The 19,141-nt window shown below is 71.5% G+C and carries 13 protein-coding genes and 1 pseudogene; 9 read left to right on the forward strand and 5 right to left on the reverse strand.

Translation table 11 applies throughout. The features are described from left to right. The 3 genes from B7767_RS27695 to B7767_RS27700 form a co-directional block, all read right to left on the reverse strand. The coding region (locus tag B7767_RS27695; RefSeq protein WP_085574571.1) for a cellulose binding domain-containing protein at window positions 1–2,063 on the reverse strand (2,063 nt) is incomplete at its 3' end. 320 nt (window positions 2,064–2,383) lie between these two features. Then, on the reverse strand, window positions 2,384–2,545 hold the full coding sequence (locus B7767_RS46600; RefSeq protein ID WP_218775824.1) for a hypothetical protein: 162 nt from the start codon (window positions 2,543–2,545) through the stop codon (window positions 2,384–2,386). Window positions 2,546–2,898: 353 nt separating this feature from the next. Continuing rightward, the gene (locus B7767_RS27700; protein WP_085574562.1) at window positions 2,899–4,827 is read right to left on the reverse strand and encodes an ABC transporter ATP-binding protein; all 1,929 of its coding nucleotides are present in this window, start codon (window positions 4,825–4,827) and stop codon (window positions 2,899–2,901) included. A 492-nt stretch (window positions 4,828–5,319) separates the two neighbouring features. Between B7767_RS27700 and B7767_RS27705 the strand changes: the two genes are divergently transcribed. Next, window positions 5,320–7,044: a VanW family protein gene (locus B7767_RS27705; RefSeq protein ID WP_085574563.1), complete on the forward strand. Its 1,725-nt coding sequence runs from the start codon at window positions 5,320–5,322 to the stop codon at window positions 7,042–7,044. A gap of 364 nt (window positions 7,045–7,408) precedes the next feature. Here the strand turns inward: B7767_RS27705 and B7767_RS27710 are convergent, their stop codons facing one another. Beyond that, window positions 7,409–8,008 (reverse strand): hypothetical protein, encoded by a 600-nt coding sequence (locus B7767_RS27710; RefSeq protein ID WP_085574564.1) that lies wholly within the window; start codon window positions 8,006–8,008, stop codon window positions 7,409–7,411. Window positions 8,009–8,260: 252 nt separating this feature from the next. Between B7767_RS27710 and B7767_RS27715 the strand changes: the two genes are divergently transcribed. The 8 genes and pseudogenes from B7767_RS27715 to B7767_RS27760 all read left to right on the forward strand — a co-directional run bounded on the left by B7767_RS27715 (window position 8,261) and on the right by B7767_RS27760 (window position 18,539). Beyond that, window positions 8,261–9,718 carry an aldehyde dehydrogenase family protein gene (locus B7767_RS27715; RefSeq protein ID WP_179167311.1) on the forward strand — a complete coding sequence of 486 codons (1,458 nt, stop codon included), beginning with the start codon at window positions 8,261–8,263 and terminating at the stop codon, window positions 9,716–9,718. 81 nt (window positions 9,719–9,799) lie between these two features. Then, window positions 9,800–10,141: pseudogene (locus tag B7767_RS49410) on the forward strand (SDR family NAD(P)-dependent oxidoreductase); the annotation flags it as partial. A 103-nt stretch (window positions 10,142–10,244) separates the two neighbouring features. Beyond that, entirely contained in the window at window positions 10,245–10,604 is a 360-nt protein-coding gene (locus tag B7767_RS27725) for a hypothetical protein (RefSeq protein WP_085574573.1), read from the forward strand. Further along, window positions 10,601–11,842 (forward strand): low temperature requirement protein A, encoded by a 1,242-nt coding sequence (locus B7767_RS27730; RefSeq protein WP_085574572.1) that lies wholly within the window; start codon window positions 10,601–10,603, stop codon window positions 11,840–11,842. The genes B7767_RS27725 and B7767_RS27730 overlap by 4 nt, the downstream gene beginning before the upstream one ends. A gap of 556 nt (window positions 11,843–12,398) precedes the next feature. Continuing rightward, complete coding sequence (locus B7767_RS27740) at window positions 12,399–15,158, forward strand: AAA family ATPase (protein WP_256923591.1); 2,760 nt, start codon at window positions 12,399–12,401, stop codon at window positions 15,156–15,158. A 160-nt stretch (window positions 15,159–15,318) separates the two neighbouring features. After that, window positions 15,319–16,143 carry an alpha/beta fold hydrolase gene (locus B7767_RS27745; protein WP_085574567.1) on the forward strand — a complete coding sequence of 275 codons (825 nt, stop codon included), beginning with the start codon at window positions 15,319–15,321 and terminating at the stop codon, window positions 16,141–16,143. Between the two features lie 67 nt (window positions 16,144–16,210). Next, the gene (locus B7767_RS27750; protein WP_085574568.1) at window positions 16,211–16,534 is read left to right on the forward strand and encodes a putative quinol monooxygenase; all 324 of its coding nucleotides are present in this window, start codon (window positions 16,211–16,213) and stop codon (window positions 16,532–16,534) included. 625 nt (window positions 16,535–17,159) lie between these two features. Continuing rightward, window positions 17,160–18,539 (forward strand): MFS transporter, encoded by a 1,380-nt coding sequence (locus B7767_RS27760; protein WP_179167312.1) that lies wholly within the window; start codon window positions 17,160–17,162, stop codon window positions 18,537–18,539. Window positions 18,540–18,582: 43 nt separating this feature from the next. Here B7767_RS27760 and B7767_RS27765 read toward each other — a convergent pair. Then, window positions 18,583–19,141: CdaR family transcriptional regulator (locus B7767_RS27765; RefSeq protein ID WP_179167313.1), on the reverse strand; the 559-nt coding region annotated here is incomplete at its 5' end.

Raw genomic sequence — 19,141 nt, forward strand, 5'->3', positions numbered from 1 at the left:
CCGACGAAGCCGAACGAGGCCGTCGACCCGCCGTCCGGGGCCAGCGCCCCGGCACCCTCGGGAGCGGTCACCCGTACATGCGTGCCCGTCTGGTGGAACGTGGCGTTCCAGCCGGAGGACACCGACTGGCGGTCGGTCGGCCAGTCCCAGTCCACGGTCCAGCCGGTGATCGGGGTGTCCGAGAGGTTCCGGACGGTGACCGTGGCCACGAAGCCGTTGCCCCAGCTCGTGTCGCGGTGGTAGGTCACCGCGCAGGGGGCGTCCGGCGGGGTGCCGGTGGTGAAGGTCAGCGGAGTGGACGGGGCGGAGAGCCGGCCCGAGGCGTCGGCCGCCAGCACGTTGACCGTGTGGGTGCTGCCCGGGGGCAGGTTCCGCAGGGTCACGGACGTACCGGTGGTCTCGCCCACCACGTGGGTGTGCGCGCCGTCGCGCTCCTGGACCAGGTAGCGGGTGGCACCCGCCGCGCCCTCCCAGGAGAGGCTCGCGGTGGTGTCGGTCACCGCCTCCAGCCGCGGCGTCCCCGGGGCCCCGGCGCCGGACGCCCCCGGCCCGGTGCCGGGCTGCGGGGTGAGGGTGACCGTGAGCATCCCGTACGGCGGCACGGTGACCCGGGAGGCGGACGCCGTACCGTCGGTGACGTCGGTGATGTCGCCGTCGCCGCGCGCGTAACGGCTGACCTCGGGTGCGGCGGCGGACGGGGTGAAGCCCTCGTAGCCGAGGTCCACGGTCCGTGCGGCGTCCGGGTCCTTGTTGATGAGCAGGACGCTCAGCCGTCCGTCGCGGCGGTGCACGGCGTGGGCGGAGACGTCCTGCGCGGAGGACGCGGCGGCGACCAGGGTGTCGCCCGCGGTGCCCAGTTCGCCGGTCATCTTCATGCCGTAGTAGGGGTGGAACGGCGTGTTGGGCGCCGGCTCGCAGACGTCACCGGTGCAGGTGCCGCTGGAGAGCATCCCCATGTCGCCGTAGTCCGTCTCGCCGTCGACGGTGGTGATCCGGCCCGCGCCGTTGTGGGTGTTCCACCAGTCGACGGTGAAGACACCGTTCTCCAGGGCCGTCAGATACGCGTCCGCGGCGAACAGGCCGTTGGGGCGGGCGGTGAGCATGGCGCCGCCGGTGTTGGTGTTGATCTCGGTGAGGGCGATGCCGATGCGCGGTGAGTCGGCGCCCGCGTACCGGTCGAGCTGGCTGCGGACCTCCCGCAGTTCGCCGGGCAGCCTGGTCAGCCTCGCCATGGCGTCCTCGGCGGTGGTGTCGGCGCCGCCCGCGTACCAGTGGACGCTCACGAAGTCGATGACGTCGGTGACTTCGGAGAGCACGGTGTGGTTCCAGTCGCCGGGATCGCCCTCGCCCACGATGCCGTCCGGCCACTCGCCCGGGGTGGTGAGGACCGCGCCGATCTTGACGGTCGGGTCGACGGCCTTCATGGCCTCGGCGTAGGCGCGGACCTGACGGGCGTACTCCCGGGGGCTCTTGTCCTCGTGCTCGTCGTGTTCCCAGCCGCTGCCGTAATGACCGTTGCCGTAGATCTCGTTGCCGATCTCCCAGTACTTCGCCCCGTAGTCCTTGGTGACGTTGGCGTACCGGACCCAGCCGGCCGCCTCCTCGGGCGTGCCCGAGCCGTAGTTGGCGATCAGGATCGGCTGGGCGCCGGCGGCGCGGACGGTGCCCATGAAGGCGTCGAAGCCGGTGCCGGGGGCGACGTATCCGCCGGGTGCCGTGTGCGTCTCCCAGTGGTAGATGTCCGCGTACGAGCCGCCGGGGTAGCGCATCGCCCCGACGTCGGCCGCCTTCATCAGGTCGGCGACCTCCGGGTCGTTCATGTGCGAGTCCCAGACGGCCGCGTTGACCCCGCGCGCGGTGTCGGAGATGCGGCCCAGCGACGCCTGCGTGTTGACCCGGACGTCGACGTCCGCGGCGGGGGCCTCGGGCGCGGCGGCCGACGCGACACCGGTGGCGTTCAGCGGGGACAGCAGGGCGAGCGCGGCGGTCAGGGCGGCGGCGGTGCGTACGAGGTGACGGGTGCCGGTACCGGCCGGCCGGCCGGGTCTGTGCGGTAAGGACATGGGGGATCCTCCCTCGGGGTCCGGCGGCACGGACGGGGCGGCGTGTGCCGGACCGTGCGGCCGGACGGGCGGAGTGCCGGTGCGGCAGCAGGACGTTCCGCGCCGGTGGCACAGGAGACGGTGCGTGGATGCGGTGCGGTCGTGCACGGGCGGCGCGCGGCGGATCACGCCGGTGGGAGCGCTCCCATGATGGGAGTGGTGTGACATCCTGTCAACAGTGGGGCAGGCCCCGGCGGGCATCGGCGCGGCCGTCCGCCCGGAGGGCCTCGGGGACGCGTGCCGGCGCGGGACGGCGGACGTCGTCCGCCATGACGGACGTGTCAGGCGTCCCGACGGACCCGAAGGGCTTCGGCCGGGCCTTCGACGGGGTCGACGAGCGTGGCGGCGACGCGGAACCGGCCGTCGAGCGCGGACCGGACCCCGTCCAGCAGGCCCTCGGCGCTCTTCGCCTCGACGAACGTCTCGGCACAGGGTGCGGCCACGGACACCCGCTCGCCGTCGACCGGACGCAGCGCACGGTCCCGGGACGCCGCACCGCGTCCCGGGAGGAAGCAGCCGCCCGGAACGGCCCCGGAGCGCGTGCGGGCGCACAGGACACCCCGTCCGGCGCCGGGCAGGCACGAGCCCGCTCGGGTGTCGCCGCTTCACTGTGCCAAGCACGGACAGCCCAGTCCTCGGCGAGGAGCGCAGTCCTCCTTGTCATGGAGTGCGGCTCGGATCTCACCGGCGTGATCGACCACGGAGGTCCCGCCGCCGGCCGCTCCCGGACCGCGTCGGCCGGTCCGGGAACGGCGGTCGTTTCTCCGGCGGTCGGAAATGGCCGGAAACCCGCTCGTCATGTGGACCCGGTGCCCGTACGGACGTGCGACGGCGTCCTGTGGTCCCCGTCGGGCACCGGGTGTCCGGGGCCGGACTCGACGCTCTCGGCGGCCTCGGCGGACTCGGCGGACTCGGTGCTCTCGGTGCTCTCGGTGCTCTCGCCGAGGAAGCCGCCCGACTGGTGCCGCCACAGCTTGGCGTAGGCGCCGTCCGTCGCGAGCAACTCCCCGTGGGTGCCCTGTTCGACGACGCTTCCGCGGTCGAGGACGACGAGGCGGTCCATGCCGGCGACGGTGCTCAGGCGGTGGGCGACCACGAGGGCCGTACGTCCGTCCATCAGCCGCCACAGGGCGTCCTGGACGAGGAGCTCGCTCTCCGAGTCCAGCGCGCTGGTCGCCTCGTCGAGCAACAGGATCGGAGCATCGCGGAGGACGGCCCTGGCGAGGGCGACGCGCTGGCGCTGGCCGCCCGAGAGTTTCACCCCTCTCTCCCCCACCAGGGTGGCGAATCCGTCGGGGAGTTGCTCGGCGAACTCCGTGACGTGTGCGGCCGCGGCCGCCGCGTGGATCTCCTCGTCGGTGGCGCCGGGCCGGGCGAAGGCGATGTTGTCCCGCAGGCTGCGGTGGAACATCGCGGGTTCCTGCGGGACGTAGGCGATCAGTGAGCGCAGGTCGGCCTGGCGCAGCCGGCTGATGTCCTGACCGCCGATCAGGACGCGTCCGCCGTCGATGTCCGACATCCGCAGCAGGAGCCGGGTGAGTGTGGTCTTGCCGCCGCCGGACCTGCCGACCAGGCCGATCCGCGCGCCCGCGGGCACGTCCAGGTCGAGGCCCTGGAAGATCGGTTTCGCACCGGTGTGGGCGAACGTCACCGCCTCGAAGCGGATACCGGTGTCCCGCGGTGCGAGCGGTTCGGGTTCCTTCGGGTCGAGCACGGTGGGCGGGTCCAGCAGCAGTTCCGTGAACTGTGCGGCCTCGGTCATCGAGCTTTCCAGACGCCGGTAGATCTGGTTGAACTCGAACATGATCTGGGTCGCGTTGGAGTAGTAGGTGAAAGCGACGACGATCTCCTCCACTCCCTGTCCCGGGCCGCCGAAGGCGACGGCGACCAACAGGCCCAGCACGTTGGTCAGCACGGACATGGGGGCGATCAGGACGTCGACGCGCAGATTGCCGTAGTCCCACGACCTCAGCGTCAGGCGCCGGGACTCCGCGACACGACCGCGGTGTTCCTGGGCCTCCCGCCGCTCGGCCGCGAACGCCCGGATGGTCTCCATGTTCATGAGGCTGTCGGCGACATGGCCGGAGACCCGGGCGATCGCCGCCTCACGCTCGTTGACCAGCCTCTGCCGGCGCCGGATCAGAGGCGTCGCGGCCACCACGGTCAGCGCGATCATCACCAGGAGGCCCGCGACGAGCATCGGTTCGTAGCTCCACAGCACCACGGCACCGAACACCAGGGGGACGAGACTGCCCACGATCCGGTACGTCACCGTGTCGACGAAGTCCTCGAAGCGCTTGCCGAAGCTCAGCACCCTTTTGGTCAGGGAGCCGGCGAAGTTGTCGTGGAAGAACGCCGCGTCCTTGGCGAGGAGTTCGTCCATGCCGCTCACGTACAGGTGCTCCATGCCGAGGGCGTCCACCCGGTTCAGGCAGTGCAGTCCGATCCGCCACATGGTCTCGGCGAGCAGCAGCACCGCGCCGAAGCCCAGCACGTACGGCAGTGCCGAGGCGAGGGTGAGACCACCCTCGTCGGCGGCCTGCCCCGCCAGTTTCGCGATCAGCAGGGGGGCGACGTAGCGGATGCCGATGTTGCCCACGGCCGGCAGCAGCAGCGCGGGCAGGGCCAGCAGTCGTAGTCGCAGCAGTTCCCGGCCGTAGCGGCGCAGCGCCAGAACCACCGCGCTCCTGCCCGGCGTCGGCCCTCGCGTATCTGTTGTCCCCATCACACTCCCGGAGGTTCGGAAGTCGGAAGTCTCCCGTCGGGAGAGGCTCCCGGTCCAGGCATTTAACGCGGACCGGCCAGAACCGGACACCGATGTGCTCAACGCGCACAGCGGACGTATCCGCCAGTGGGTTTCCGGCAGCCGGTGCGGCCGTTTCGGCTTCGGAGGGCGGACGGGATCCGGCAGCGGAAGCGGTACGGGGTGCGCGGGGCCGCAACGGACGGGGCAGAGCCCCGCTCACCCGGCCGCGGTCGAGACGGCGGCCCGGAGGGCGGCAGGGCAGGCCCCCGGAGTGGCCGCCCGCCCGTGGGAAGAACCGGGCACCGAGCGTGCCGTACGCCGCGGAACTCGCCATTCAGGTGGATGATCCAAAACGCCCGGTGTGACCTTGGATATACCCTTTGGCACCCGGTTGTGCGTAGCCTGATCCACTGCTCTCGCACGCAGTGCCGCGATATCGGGTGCACGACACATCGATCGTTCAGGAGACCCATGCGCCCCCGGATAACCTCTCTTCCGCCCGTCGCCCTGGCGGGCGGTGCGCTGACCGTCGGTATCGGCGGCCTGTACCTCGCCGGGCTGCTGCTCACCGGCGGTGAGATCGAGGCGGGGACGACGGTGCGCGGTGTGGACATCGGGGGCCTGACCCGTGAGGAAGCCACCCGGAAGCTGGAGCGGCACCTGGTGGAGGCCGGCCCGCGGAAGCTGGCCGTACAGGTCGGTGACCGCAAGGGCACGGTCGATGCCCGGCAGGCGGGGCTCGCCTTCGACATCCGGAAGACCCTGGACCGGGCGACGTCCACCGGCTCCGATCCGGTCGGTGTGATCGGCGGACTGTTCCGCTCGGGCGGTGACATCGAGCCGGTCGTGCGGGTCGACGAGGACAAGGCCCGCACCGCCCTCGGGAAGCTGGCGAAGACGCTCGACCAGAAGGTCCGCGACGGCGCCGTCTCCTTCGCCGACGGCCGTGTCGAGCAGACCGCGCCGCGCACCGGACACGCGCTGGACGTGGACGCCGCGATCGGCTCACTGCGCGCCCCCTTCCTGCGCGGCACGGCGGACTCGATCACGGTGCTGCCCGTACGCGGGACCGAGCCGGAGGTCACGGCGGAAGAGGTGCGACGGGCAGTGCGCGAGTTCGCGCGGCCGGCGATGTCGGCACCGGTCACGCTCACCGCGGGCGGCAAGCGGTTCACGCTCCCCCCGGCCGTGCTCGGCGAGTACCTGACCATGCGGCCGGACGACACCGGCAGGCTCATCCCGGACCTCGACAGCAAGGGCCTGCGCGCCGCCCCCGCGGTGACCGGCGCCCTGAACGGCCTCCCCACCACGCCCCGGAACGCACGGCTGGGGCTCCAGGGCGACAAGGCCGTGGTGACCGCCGACGCCACCCCCGCCGTGGAGGTCACCGACAAGGCCCTGGGCAAGGCCGTCCTGCCCCTGCTCACCGAGTCGGGCACCGCCCGCACCGGCGAGGTGGCCACCCGGCGGATCCAGCCGGAGGTCACCCGCGAGAACGCGGCCCGGCTGGGGCTCACCGAGAAGATGTCCTCCTTCACCGTCGAGTTCGAACCGGCCGCCTACCGCACGACGAACGTCGGCCGGGCCGTGGAACTCATCAACGGCTCCGTCGTCATGCCGAACGAGACCTGGAGCTTCAACCGGACCGTCGGCGAACGCACCGAGGCCAACGGTTTCGTCGACGGCGTCATGATCTACGACGACCAGTACAGGAAGGCACCGGGCGGGGGCGTCTCCGCCGTGGCCACGACCGTCTTCAACGCGATGTTCTTCGCGGGCGTCAAGCCCGTCGAGCACGGCGCCCACTCCTTCTACATCGAGCGCTACCCCGAGGGCCGCGAGGCGACGGTCGCCTGGGGCAGCCTGGACCTGAGGTTCACCAACGACTCCGGCAAGGCCATCTACATCCAGGCCGAGTCCACCGACACCTCGCTGACCGTCAGCTTCCTCGGCACCAAGAAGTACGACCGGATCACGTCGGTCAAGGGGCCGCGCACCGACGTGCGGCAGCCGGAGACCAAGGTGAGCACCGACGAGCAGTGCGTGCCGCAGACCCCGCTCGAGGGCTTCGACGTCACCGTGGAGCGGGTCTTCCACGACGGCGGCCGGGAAGTGAAGCGGGAACCGTTCCGCACCCACTACACCCCACGCAACGAAATCACCTGCGAAGAGACGCCGAGCACACGTCAGCCCTGAAGAACGCGCCCCCGCCGGCTCGCCCGGCAGGACGTCGCCCCGGCCTCGCTCGCCCACGCCGCATCGTCGCCGCGTCCCTCGTCGACACCACCATCGAGTGGTACGACAACTCATTCGACCAGGGCTAGGGCCTGCGGTTTCCCGTGATTCCGGCCTTCGAAGTCAGCACGGAACCAGCACGGGGTTCATGGCGTGGTGACTCGGTGCCGGCCGACCTGCGTCGCAGCGCGCTCCGCTGCCCCGACGGCCTCCGCACATGGTTGCCCGGTGCCACCACAGCACGAGCGGACAGGGACAGGAGACCGTCTCGTTCGGTTCTCCGGGAAGTCGGGAGGACAGACTGCGGCTGCCGTGGCGTGCAGGGTCACATACCGCGGTCCGGCCCGCTCCACGGCTCCGGCCGTTCGTCAGCGGTCGTCGGAAGTCGGCACAGCTGTACCGGGCCGGGGTGGAGGGCGGAGGTATCGGGGCCAGTCGTGTCTTCGCCGAAGAGGTAGCGGTGGAGCCATTCTGCGAAGCTCATTTCGAACCGGGCCCAGCTGCCTTCGCCGTCTTCAACCAGGAGCCCAGGGGCCGCATCGTCCGCAGCCACGAGGAACAGCGTCTCGCCTCGGCCGGTGCCCGCGATCGGCCACAGCCCGTTGCGGGTGCCGAAGCTCGACTCCGCGAGGCCGAACAGCAGGCGAGGGTCCTCGTCCGGGTCGAGGTCGTCCCAGGAGACCTCGGACCGAGCACGGATCGTGTCCCGTACGTCCTGGCCCGGATTGCAGCGTTCGGTCGCGGGGTGGCGCAGGTACAGGTGGCCGTCGAGCTGGATGGGAGCACATGCGTCCACGAGGGTCTGGTAGTCGGTCGGCAGCCGGACGCCGAGTCCTGCGCGGAGCCGGCCCCGGGCGGAGGGGTCCGCGTAACGGTTCTGGGCCGGGCCGGGCATCGCCGTGGCGGCGGCCGGGTAGGCGGTCATGGCGTTCCTCGCCGGCTTGTGTCGTCTTCGCGAAGGCTTCCTCACCCAACCCGGACGAGACCGCTACCAGAAGCGGACTTGACGTCCGCTGAAAGCCACCGGTCGGGTCTCAGCACTGCCCCGGTACCGACGTGAGCGAGCCGTCGGCCGGATGTCAGTCAGCTGACGGAGGCTGTCGGCACGGTGGCCGAGCCATTCTCGTGGAGACATCGAATCCGCCCGGTACCCGGGCGGTACCACGAGGAGCGGACCATGAACACCATCGCGCGGCACTGGATCAACGGACAGTGGACCGGCTCCGGGTCGGTTCTGGAATCGATCAACCCGGCCGACGGCACCGTCGTCGGCTCGTACTACGACGGTGGCGAGGCAGAGGCCTCGGCCGCCGTGGACGCAGCCGCCGCCGCGTTCGAGACCACCGAATGGTCGCGCACCCCCTCGCTCCGGGCGACCGCACTCAGCCGGCTGGCCGATGCCCTCGAGGCCCGGGTACCCGAGGTCGCGGCCATGTTGTCCCGGGAGAACGGCAAGCTGCTGGGTGAGACCACGTGGGAGGTCAGCGGTGCAGTCGGGTGGCTGCGGTACGCGGCGGCCTCTGTGCGCACCCAGACCGCCGGGCGCGCCGCCGAGACGGCACCCGGCCAGTACACCCACTCGGTGCCCGAGCCGCTCGGTGTCGCCGGGATCATTTCTCCCTGGAACTCCCCCGTCATGCTGACCGTGCGGGCACTGGGCCCGGCGCTGGCCGCCGGCTGCACCGTCGTGGTCAAACTTCCGGCTCAGACGGCACTGACCAATGAGCTTTTCGCGCAGGTCCTGGCCTCGGTCCCGGAGATCCCGGCGGGCGTGGTCAGCGTGTTCACCGAGTCCGGCAACACCGGGGCCCCGTTCCTGGTCTCCTCGGACAAGGTCGACGTGATCAACTACACCGGCAGTACGCCGGTCGGGCGCCGTATCGCGGCCGCGGCCTCCACCACACTCAAGCGGCTCGGTCTGGAACTGGGCGGCAAGGCGCCCATGGTGATCTTTCCCGACGCCGATCTGGACATGGTGATCCCCACCGTGGTGCAGTCGCTGGTGCTGATGAACGGGCAGTTCTGCTGCACCGGCTCCCGCGTACTGGTTCACCGGGACGTCGCCGACCAGGTGCGCACTCGGCTCACCGCCGCGCTCGCGCAGGTGCGGCTCGGGTCGGGCGACGACGAGAAGGCCCAGCTCGGCCCGGTGATCGACCGGGCGTCCGCCCAGCGGGTGGACGCGATCGTCGAGGAAGCCACCTCGTACGGCACGGTACTGCTGCGCGGTGGTGTGGTCACCGACGGCCCGCTGGCCGCCGGCGCGTTCTACCGGCCGAGCCTGATCGAGGTGGACCGCACCGACGTCCGGATCGTGCAGGAAGAGGTCTTCGGTCCGGTCCAGACGTTCGAGATCTTCGACGACGAGGACGACGCCGTGGCCAAGGCGAACGCCACCATCTACGGTCTGGCCGCCTCGGTGTTCAGCTCGGACTCGATGAAGGCCCGCCGGATCGCCCGGCGCATCCGCACCGGCACGGTATGGATCAACACCTGGGGAGCCATCAGCGAGGACTTCGAGGAGGGCGGCGTCAAGGGAAGCGGTTACGGCTACCTGTGCGGCCCGCGCGCGATCGAGGAGTTCCAGGCCCTCAAGGTGTACGTGGAGCAGGACCACACCCAGTCCGCTCACTGATCAGATCACGACCCGGCCCGGCGCCCACCTGGGCACCGGGCCGTCCCCTGCACGGGAAGGTCGCGCCAGGCGTCGATTCTGATCACCGGAGCGACGAACGGTCTTGGTCTCGCTCTGGCGGAGGAGCCTGCGGAAGCCGTGCACCAGTTGCTTCCGCACGGTCGTGCCCCGCAGCGACCGGTGCCGATCGCGCAGCGCTTCGGGGCCGAGCAATACATCGCCGACCGGTCCGCTCCGGCCGAGACCCAGCGACTCGCGGCCGAAGTGGCGGCACGGCACGATCGCCTCGACGTGCTGGTCGACAACGCGGGTGTGGGCTTCACCTGGAACGGCACCAGCCGAAGCATGTCAGCGGACGGGTACCAGCAGCGGCCGGCGGTGGACCATCTGGGCCCTGTGCCGCCCACCCGGCAACCGCTGCCGCCGTTGCGCGCGGACAGCCCATCACGCAGCGCCGACATCGCCCCGGTCGCGCAGGAACCGATGGAATCAAAACGATACGCAGCATGTCGATGTGGAGTGGTCCATGAACAAGAGAATTGTCTCCCGTGCCTACGGTGCCGACGATCCCGGACTGCCGAGCCCACCGGCAGTGACGGACATCCGGCACACGCTCCGGGAGCAGAGCCGGAACGCGTTCGCGAACGCCGAACCCCGGCTCGGCCCCGCCGTTCCGGCCGCCGTCCGGCGTTGGAAGCTGTGGCTCCTCACCGTGTGCGGTATCTACCCCACCATCGTCCTGCTGGGCCTGGCCACGAACCCTGTTCTGGAGGATCTGTACCTGCCGGTGCGACTCGCTGTACTCGTCCCGGCGGCGGCAGCAGCGATGGTCTGGCAGATCAGTCCCCGACTGCAGCGGTACTTCGGAGCTTGGCTCACCAGATGACAAGCAGCCCGGCTCCGCCGCCGGTGTGCTCCGCGGCGCCCGCACACCACAGACCACTGCGCAGGCTCACGGCGCGAGGCCGCGACGAGAGCCACCGCGGCGTCTCCTCACTGGAGCTCTTCTTCGACCTGTGCTTCATCGTGGCCATAGCCCAGGCAGGCGCCCAGCTGGTGCACGCCATGGTCGAGGGACACACGGGCGAGGGGATCCTCGACTACCTGATGATCTTCTTCGCCATCTGGTGGGCGTGGATGAACTTCACGTGGTTCGCCTCGGCTTACGACAACGACGACGTGCTGTACCGGATCGTCACGCTGATCCAGACAGCCGGCGTGCTCGTCCTGACGGCAGGCGTCTCCCAGGCGTTCGAGGAACACGCGTACCCGGTCGTCGTCCTGGGCTACGTGATCATGCGGCTCGCCATGACGGCGCAGTGGCTGCGCGTGGCGCGGTCGAGCCAGGGCCCCGAGCGGACGATGGCGCTGCGGTACGCCATCGGGCTGTGCCAGATCGGCTGGCTGGGGCTACTGGCCCTGCCGGAGGCCGGCCGCCCGTGGGTCTTCCTGGTGATGGCGCCGCTGGAGATGGCCGTACCGCTGTATGCGGAGCGGGCCCACCCCACGCGGTGGCACCCCCACCACATCGCCGAACGGTACGGGCTGCTCACGCTCATCGTGCTCGGCGAGACCATCGCGGCGGCCACCGTCGCCGTGAAGTCGGGGATCGACGAGCACGAGGCCCTGGGTGAGTTGCTGCCCATCGCCGCCGGCGGACTGCTGATCATCTTCACCGCCTGGTGGGTGTACTTCGCGGTCCCCGTCCACGGGCACCTCCGCTCCGGCCGGCAGTCCTTCCTCTGGGGCTACGGCCATTACCTGATCTTCGTCTCGGGTGCCGCGATCGGGGCCGGCCTGGAGGTGGCGGTGGAGCAGGCGGTGGGCAGGACGCACCTTTCGGCGCTGTCGGCGTCGGCGGCGGTGACGCTGCCGACAGCGCTGTTCCTGCTCACGGTGTGGGCGCTGCACTCGCGCTTCTACAAGGTGGGGATCGCCCAGCAGTCGGTGCTGCCGGTCACGGCGCTGCTGGTGGTCGCCTGTACGTTCCTGGGTCACTGGGCGGTGCTCGCGGCGGGGCTGGTGGCGGCGCTGGCGGTGGCAGCCGGGGTGACGCTGACGACGCTCGGGGCGAGCCCGGAGCGCGGGAGGGGCGAGGAAGGCGTCGCGGTGCCAGTTCTGTGAGGGAGCCCTCGCCGCCGCGGGAACCTGGCCGGCACGGCGTACGACGGCGCCCGTGCCGTGCGCCCGGTGCACCTGCTCGACGACGGCGACACGTTGTTCACGCCGACGACGGGGACGCACCCGCTCGGCACCGCGAACCCGCCGGCCCTGGACAACGTCCTCACGGCGGGGCGCGGACGCGGTGACCCACGCGACCGTACGCGCTGTGGGCACCGCCGAGTGGGTCGCGCACTCATCGACGGAGCCGAGACCACCAAGGTCCTCAACGCCGCTCAGGCCGCCGACGTCGACGCCACCCACATCACACCAGCCAACTCGAAGGGCTTCCCGGGAAGGCCGACTGCCCTTGGTGCCGTCGTTGCGGTGGGGCCGCAGCGCCCGACGGGGTTCTGCATGATCTTCGTCCGGGGGCTGTGGGTGTCGGCGAAGCGGACGGCTTCAGGCTCCGTTTGCCGGTGGGTGCGATACTTCCTGGTCAGGTGCGTGGCTGGTGGTGCGACTGCTTCGCGAGGCAGGACGAGGGACGCGGCGGATGTGGGCGAAGTCAGGGACAGGCATGGGCGTCGGCCCGACCGGGCTGGTCGGCCGGGAGGGCGAGCTCGCCGAGCTTGCGGCGTTCCTGGACAGGACCGGGACGGACGGAGCTGTCCTGCTGCTCACCGGTGATCCGGGCGTGGGGAAGACGGCACTCCTGGACGCGACCGCCGAGCTGGCGGTGGCGAAGGGAGTGCGGGTCGTCCGCGGGAGCGGTGTCGAGTACGAGACGGACATCAGCTTCGCGGGGCTCCATCAGCTCGTCGGCTCGCTGCCGGACGAGCTCGGTCGTCTGCCGCGTTCCCTGCGGGAGGCCCTCGAGGTCGCCCTCGGTCTCGGCGCCGGTCCCGCGCCGAGCCGGATCGCCGTCCTGAACGCGGCACTGTCCCTGTTCGACGAGGCCGCGAAGGAGCGGCCGTTGCTCCTCGTGGTCGATGACCTTCATGTCGTCGACCAGGCGAGCCGGGCCGCGGTGGGTTTCGTCGCCAGAAGACTGGGGGGCCGCCGCATCGGGCTGCTCGGAGCGCAGCGGGCGGAGTCCGGCGAATCCTTCCGGTCCACCGGTCTGTCGGAGCTCGAGGTCGCGCCGCTGGGTGACGCGGACGCCCTGCGGCTGCTGTCCCGACGCTTTGCTCACCTTCCCCGCCGGGTTCTTTCGACCGTGGCCCACGAGGCGCAGGGAAATCCCCTGGCGCTGCTCGAGTTCGCCGGGTCCACCGGGGTGTCCGGCGACCGACACGGCCAAGGGGCGGGGTGGGCGAGCGGCCCGGGGCGGGATGTCCGCGCTCTGTACGGCGCCCGCGTCGGACGACTGCCGAGGGGAACGCGTGAGGTACTGCTGCTCGCGGCTCTTGAGGGCTCCGGCGACATCGGCGTCCTCGAGGCGGCCGGCGGGCCGGGCAGCCTCGAGGAACTCGCTCCCGCGGAGCGTGACCACCTGGTCATGGTCACGGAGAACGGCCGCGCGGTGCGCTTCAGGCATCCGCTGGTCAGGTCCGCGGTGGTCGACGGTTCCACCGGTGAACAGCGGCGCGGCGCCCACCGCCGGCTGGCCGACGCGCTGGCCGACCAGCCCGAGCGGCGCGGTGATCACCTCGCGAGAGCCACGACGGCGCCCGACGAGGCGGTCGCCGCCGTCGTGGAGTCGGCGGCCCGGAGCAGCCTGCGGCGCGGTGACGCCGACGGCGCGATAGCGAGACTGCGGCGCGCGGCCGAGCTGAGCCCCGACCGAGCGGACCGCAGGCGCCGCCTGTCACAGGCCGCCTATGCCGCCGCCTGGGTCGCAGGCCATCTGGAGGTCAGCCACGAGATCATGCGTGAGGTCGAGGGCAATCCGGCGGCCCGGTCGCTCTCGGCGGCCGCGACGGCCGGCTTCCTGGTGCTCGTCACGGAAGGCGACGCCGATACGGCCCACGCACTCCTGACGGAGGCGGTCGAGCAGGCCCCGGTGACGCCCGGACCACCGCACGAGGAGCTGGAGACCGCGCTGTTCACCCTCACCCTCGCCAGCCAGTACTCGGGCCGGCCCGAGCACTGGCAGCCTCTGGTCGACGTGCTCGCCCGGTTCCCCGAGGCGGCGCCCGCCGCCGCGGCATCGCTGGGGCGCGTCCACCACGACCTCGGCTCCGTCACCGACGGCATGCTGCGCCGCCTGGACGAGGAGATCGCGCGGCTGAGGGACCAGGGTGACGCCGACGTGGTCATCCGCACCGCCCTGACCGCCTCGTACCTCGACCGGCTTCCGGGCTGTCGCGAGGCCGTGTCCCGGGTCATACGCGACGGCGGCGCGGTGGGGTCGAGCATGCCGGCCCTGATGTTCGTCGCCATGGACGACCTGTACGCCGGCCGGTGGCCGGCGGCGGCCGGCGCCGCGGACGAGCTCATCGCACTGTCCGAGGAGACGGGGTACCACCTGTTCGCTCAGGTGGGGCACTACGTCGCTGCGATGGCCGCGGCCCAGCGCGGCGCCCTCGACGCGTGCCGGGAGCACTGCGAGGACATCTGGGGGTGGTCGGGTCCCAGGGGCCTGCGGCGGCTGGAGAACTGCGCCCACCAGGCGGCGGCCCGGGCGGCCCTCGGCGCCGCCGACTTCGAGACGGCGTTCCGGCACGCCACGGCGATCTGCGCCCCGGGTGTGCTGCCGCCGTTCAACCCCGAGGCCGTGTGGTCCGCGCCGGACCTCGTCGAGGCCGCCATGCGCTCCGGGCGGCACGCGGAGGCGCGACGGCACGCGGACGCGCTGCGCGACGCCGGTGTCGGTCACCTCTCGTCGCGGTTCGCGCTGAGCGCGGCCACGGTCACGGCGATGACATCGGCTGCCGAGGACATGGTCCGGTGCTTCGAGGAGGCGCTCGGGCTGCCGGGCGTCGAGCAGTGGCCCTTCGAAGCCGGCCGTGCTCATCTGGCGTACGGCGAGAGGCTGCGCCGTCAGGGGCTCAACCGCGAGGCCCGGGTGCAGCTGGCCGCCGCCCGCGGCCGCTTCGAGGAGCTCGGAGCCCGTTCGTGGGAGGCCCGGGCCGCGGCGGAACTCCGCGCCACCGGGATGACGCGGACCGGCCGGGGCAAGGCCGGTGAGGCCCTCACCCCTCAGGAGCTGGAGGTCGCCAGGCTGGCGGCGACGGGGCTGTCGAACCCGCAGATCGCGTCGCGTCTGTTCCTTTCGCCGCGGACCGTGTCGTCGCATCTCTACCGTGTGTTCCCGAAACTGGGGATCACGTCGCGGGCCGGGCTCCGCGACGCTCTGGAGGCGCTGTCTCCCGAGCCTCCGGCCACCCGGCTGTGAGAGCCATCGGTCGGGTCCCAGCACTGCCCCGGTACTGACGTGAGCGAGCCGTCGGCCGGATGTCAGTCAGCTGACGGAGGCTGTCGGCACGGTGGCCGAGCCATTCTCGTGGGGACATCGAATCCGCCCGGTACCCGGGCGAGACCACGAGGAGCGGACCATGCCGTTCGTCACCACCGGCGACGGAGTCGAGATCTTCTACAAGGACTGGGGCTCGGGCCGGCCGGTCATGTTCCACCACGGCTGGCCGCTGAGCTCGGACGAATGGGACGCCCAGTTGCTGTTCCTCGTCCGGCGGGGCTACCGCGTCGTCGCCCACGACCGCCGCGGGCACGGGCGCTCCGCCCAGGTCGGCCACGGGCACGACATGGACCGCTACGCGGCGGACGCCGCCGCCGTGGTGGCGCACCTCGGCCTGCGCGACGTCGTCCACGTCGGCCACTGCGCCGGTGGCGGAGAGGTCGCCCGGTACGTCGCCGGGCACGGTGCCGGCCGGGTTGCCAAGGCCGTCCTCATCGCGGCGGTCCCGCCGCTCATGGTCCGGACGACATCCAACCCCGCAGGGCTGCCGGTGGAGGTCTTCGACGGCTTCCGCGAGGGCGTGGCCACCGACCGTTCCCAGTTCTACCTCGACATCGCCTCCGGGCCGTTCTACGGGTTCAACCGTCCGGGCGCGGACGTCTCCCGGGGCGTCATCGAGAACTGGTGGCGCCAGGGGATGGCCGGCAGCGCGCAGGCGCACCACGAGGGGATCAGAGCGTTCTCGGAGACGGACTTCACCGACGACCTCCGGGCGATCGACGTGCCCACGCTCCTCCTGCACGGCGACGACGACCAGATCGTCCCGATCGCCCACTCCTCCCGGTCGGCGGTCACGTTGGTCGGGCACGCGGACCTGAAGGTCTACCCGGGCCTGTCGCACGGCATGTGCACCGTCAACGCCGCCACCGTCAACGCGGACCTCCTCGAGTTCATCAAGAGCTGACCCGGCTCAGTACCACCCACACAGCCCGTCAGCACGGAACACCACACGGAACGGAAAAGGAATCACCATGACCTCAACACCCACCGGCTACGTGACCGTCGTCTGGGACGCGAAGGCGAAGGCGGGCAGGGAGGACGACCTCAAGGCGTTCATCACCGCCGCCGTCACCCCCTCGCGCAACGACCCCGGCAACATCGACTACGAGTCCCACGAAGTCGAGGGTCGGCCCGGCGAGTTCGTCATCTACGAACGCTGGGAGACACGCGCCCACCTCGACGCACACCTCGCCGCGCCCCGGATGCGGGAACTCGTCCCGCAGATGCTCGAACTGATCGACGGATCCATCGAGGACGGCATCCGCCTGCTGCGTCCGTTCCGTCCCGCCCACTAGAGCAGGACGCCCGCCGACGTCGGCGTCGACGGAGCGCACCGCCGCGAACCAATCCCTCGGGTGCTCCCGGTGACCGCTTTCCGGGAGCACCCGCTCCGACGACACGCACAGGAGAGACACGACGTGGCCACCACATTGATCACCGGCGGCAACAGGGGCCTCGGCCACGAGATCGCCCGCCGACTCGTCCAGGCGGGCCGGACGGTCCGGATCGGAGCCCGGGACGCCGGGAACGGACGCAAGGCCGCCGACCGGCGCGGCGGTCGAGACGCTGCGCGCGTGGGCGGGCCACCTGGACATTCTCGTCGACGACGCCGGGATCCTCGGCGAAGTGACCGCCCCCGAGGACATGACGGCCGACCGGATCCGCCACGTCCACGAAACCGACGTCAACCAGCACGGGAGTCAGCACCGCGCCGTCGAACCACCCTGAACCACGCGTCCCGGACGGCACTCGTTTCGACCACCACCGATCCCCTGAGAGGCCTTTCCATGAACTGGCATGGTGGCCACCCCATAGCCAACCCCCGAACTATGTAGCCCCGCCACATGTGCGCCTGACCAGCACATTCCTACGGTGTGGCGACACGCAAACGTCCCCGTCACACCCCAGGAAGTGGTGCCGATGTCGTCGCCCGCAACCGCTCCACCAGCCCCGAACAACCTCAAGCGCATCGTCGCCGCGTCCCTCATCGGCACCACCATCGAGTGGTACGACTTCTTCCTCTACGGCTCCGCCGCCGCGCTCGTCTTCAACAAGTTGTTCTTCCCGGACTCCGATCCGCTGGTCGGCACGCTGCTGTCGTTCCTGACGTACGCCGTCGGGTTCGCCGCGCGGCCGCTCGGCGCGCTGGTCTTCGGGCACTACGGGGACCGGCTCGGGCGCAAGAAACTGCTGGTGCTGAGCCTGCTGATGATGGGCGGGGCGACGTTCGCGATCGGGTTGCTGCCCACGCACGCGACCATCGGCAGCGCCGCGCCCGTGCTGCTCACCGTGTTGCGGCTGGTCCAGGGGTTCGCACTCGGCGGTGAGTGGGGCGGTGCCGTGCTGCTGGTGTCCGAGCACGGGGACGCGCGGCGGCGCGGGTTCTGGGCCTCGTGGCCGCAGACCGGTGCGCCGGCGGGGCAGTTGCTGGCGACCGGTGTGCTGTCGCTGCTGACCGCCGTGCTGTCGGACTCCGCTTTCGAGGCCTGGGGCTGGCGGATCCCGTTCCTGCTCTCCGGGGTGCTGGTGATCGTCGGTCTGTGGATCCGTCTCTCCGTCGACGAATCGCCGGTGTTCAAGCGGGCGCTGGAGCGGGCCGAGGCCCGCAAGGCGGACGCGGGCGCCGAACGGATGCCGGTCGTGGCGGTCCTGCGGCACCACTGGCGTGACGTGCTGGTGGCGATGGGGGCGCGGATGGCGGAGAACATCAGCTACTACGTGATCACCGCCTTCATCCTCGTGTACGCGACCACTTCCGCCGGGGTCTCGAAGCAGACCGCGCTCAACGCGGTGCTCATCGCCTCGGCGATCCACTTCGCCGTCATCCCGGCCTGGGGCGCGCTGTCGGACCGGCTCGGGCGGCGTCCGGTGTACCTGATCGGCGCGGTCGGGGTGGGGCTGTGGATGTTCCCGTTCTTCGCGCTGATCGACACCGGCGGTTTCGGCAGCCTGCTGCTGGCGGTGACCGTGGGTCTGGTGCTGCACGGGGCGATGTACGCGCCGCAGGCCGCCTTCTTCTCCGAGATGTTCGCGACCCGGATGCGCTACTCCGGTGCCTCCATCGGCGCCCAGTTCGCCTCCGTCGCCGCGGGCGCGCCGGCGCCGCTCATCGCCACGGCGCTGCTCTCGGACTACGGCAGCTCCACGCCGATCTCGCTCTACGTCATCGCGGCGAGCCTGCTGACGGTCGTCGCCGTGGTGGCCGCCAAGGAGACCCGGCACCGGGACCTGGCGGACGCGGACCCGTCGGACGACGCGGGCGAACCGGTCGAGGCGGTCCGGGACGCGCGCGCCGTCTGATCCCGCAGGGCACCGGCCCCCGTACGCGCCCCGCGTACGGGGGTCAGTGCCGTGCGGGAGGCGGTGTGCCTCCGGACAGGCGGTGCAGGCGCAGGGCGAGCTGGATCTCCAGGGCCCGGGCCGGGCCCTGCCAGTCGTCGCCGAGGAGGCGGCCGACGCGTTCCAGCCGCTGGGCGACCGTGTTGACGTGGACGTGCAGTTCGTCCTTGGTGCGGGCGGGGCTCATGCCACAGGCGAAGTAGGCGTCGAGGGTGCGCAGCAGCTCGGTGCCGCGTCGTTCGTCGTACGCCACGACCTGGCCGATGGTGCGGGTCACGAAACCGGCGATGTCCCGCTCTCCGGCCAGCAGCAGCCCCAGGAAGCCGAAGTCCTCGACGGCGGAGCCGTCACCGGCGCGGCCGAGCAGGCGGAGGGCGTCCAGGCAGCGGCGGGCCTCCGCGTAGGCCGCCGCCACGGTGTCGGGGCGGGCGGTGAGGTGCTCGACCGGGGCGGACGCGCCGACGGTGACCGGTTCGTGGACGGCCGTGCCCAGGTGGCGGGCGGTACGGCGGGCCAGCTCCGTGGCGGTGTCGCCGGGGGCGAGGGGCAGCAGCAGGACGGTG

The organism is Streptomyces sp. 13-12-16 (assembly GCF_002114215.1).
Lineage (GTDB): Bacteria > Actinomycetota > Actinomycetes > Streptomycetales > Streptomycetaceae > Streptomyces.

Excerpts from the sequence above, each read along its gene's own strand:
- B7767_RS27740 (WP_256923591.1), top strand. The coding sequence starts at position 12,399 with ATGGGCGTCGGCCCGACCGGGCTGGTCGGCCGGGAGGGCGAGCTCGCC.
- B7767_RS27700 (WP_085574562.1), bottom strand. The coding sequence starts at position 4,827 with ATGGGGACAACAGATACGCGAGGGCCGACGCCGGGCAGGAGCGCGGTG.
- B7767_RS27750 (WP_085574568.1), top strand. The coding sequence starts at position 16,211 with ATGACCTCAACACCCACCGGCTACGTGACCGTCGTCTGGGACGCGAAG.
- B7767_RS27760 (WP_179167312.1), top strand. The coding sequence starts at position 17,160 with ATGTCGTCGCCCGCAACCGCTCCACCAGCCCCGAACAACCTCAAGCGC.
- B7767_RS27710 (WP_085574564.1), bottom strand. The coding sequence starts at position 8,008 with ATGACCGCCTACCCGGCCGCCGCCACGGCGATGCCCGGCCCGGCCCAG.
- B7767_RS27745 (WP_085574567.1), top strand. The coding sequence starts at position 15,319 with ATGCCGTTCGTCACCACCGGCGACGGAGTCGAGATCTTCTACAAGGAC.
- B7767_RS27705 (WP_085574563.1), top strand. The coding sequence starts at position 5,320 with ATGCGCCCCCGGATAACCTCTCTTCCGCCCGTCGCCCTGGCGGGCGGT.
- B7767_RS27725 (WP_085574573.1), top strand. The coding sequence starts at position 10,245 with ATGAACAAGAGAATTGTCTCCCGTGCCTACGGTGCCGACGATCCCGGA.
- B7767_RS27715 (WP_179167311.1), top strand. The coding sequence starts at position 8,261 with ATGAACACCATCGCGCGGCACTGGATCAACGGACAGTGGACCGGCTCC.
- B7767_RS27730 (WP_085574572.1), top strand. The coding sequence starts at position 10,601 with ATGACAAGCAGCCCGGCTCCGCCGCCGGTGTGCTCCGCGGCGCCCGCA.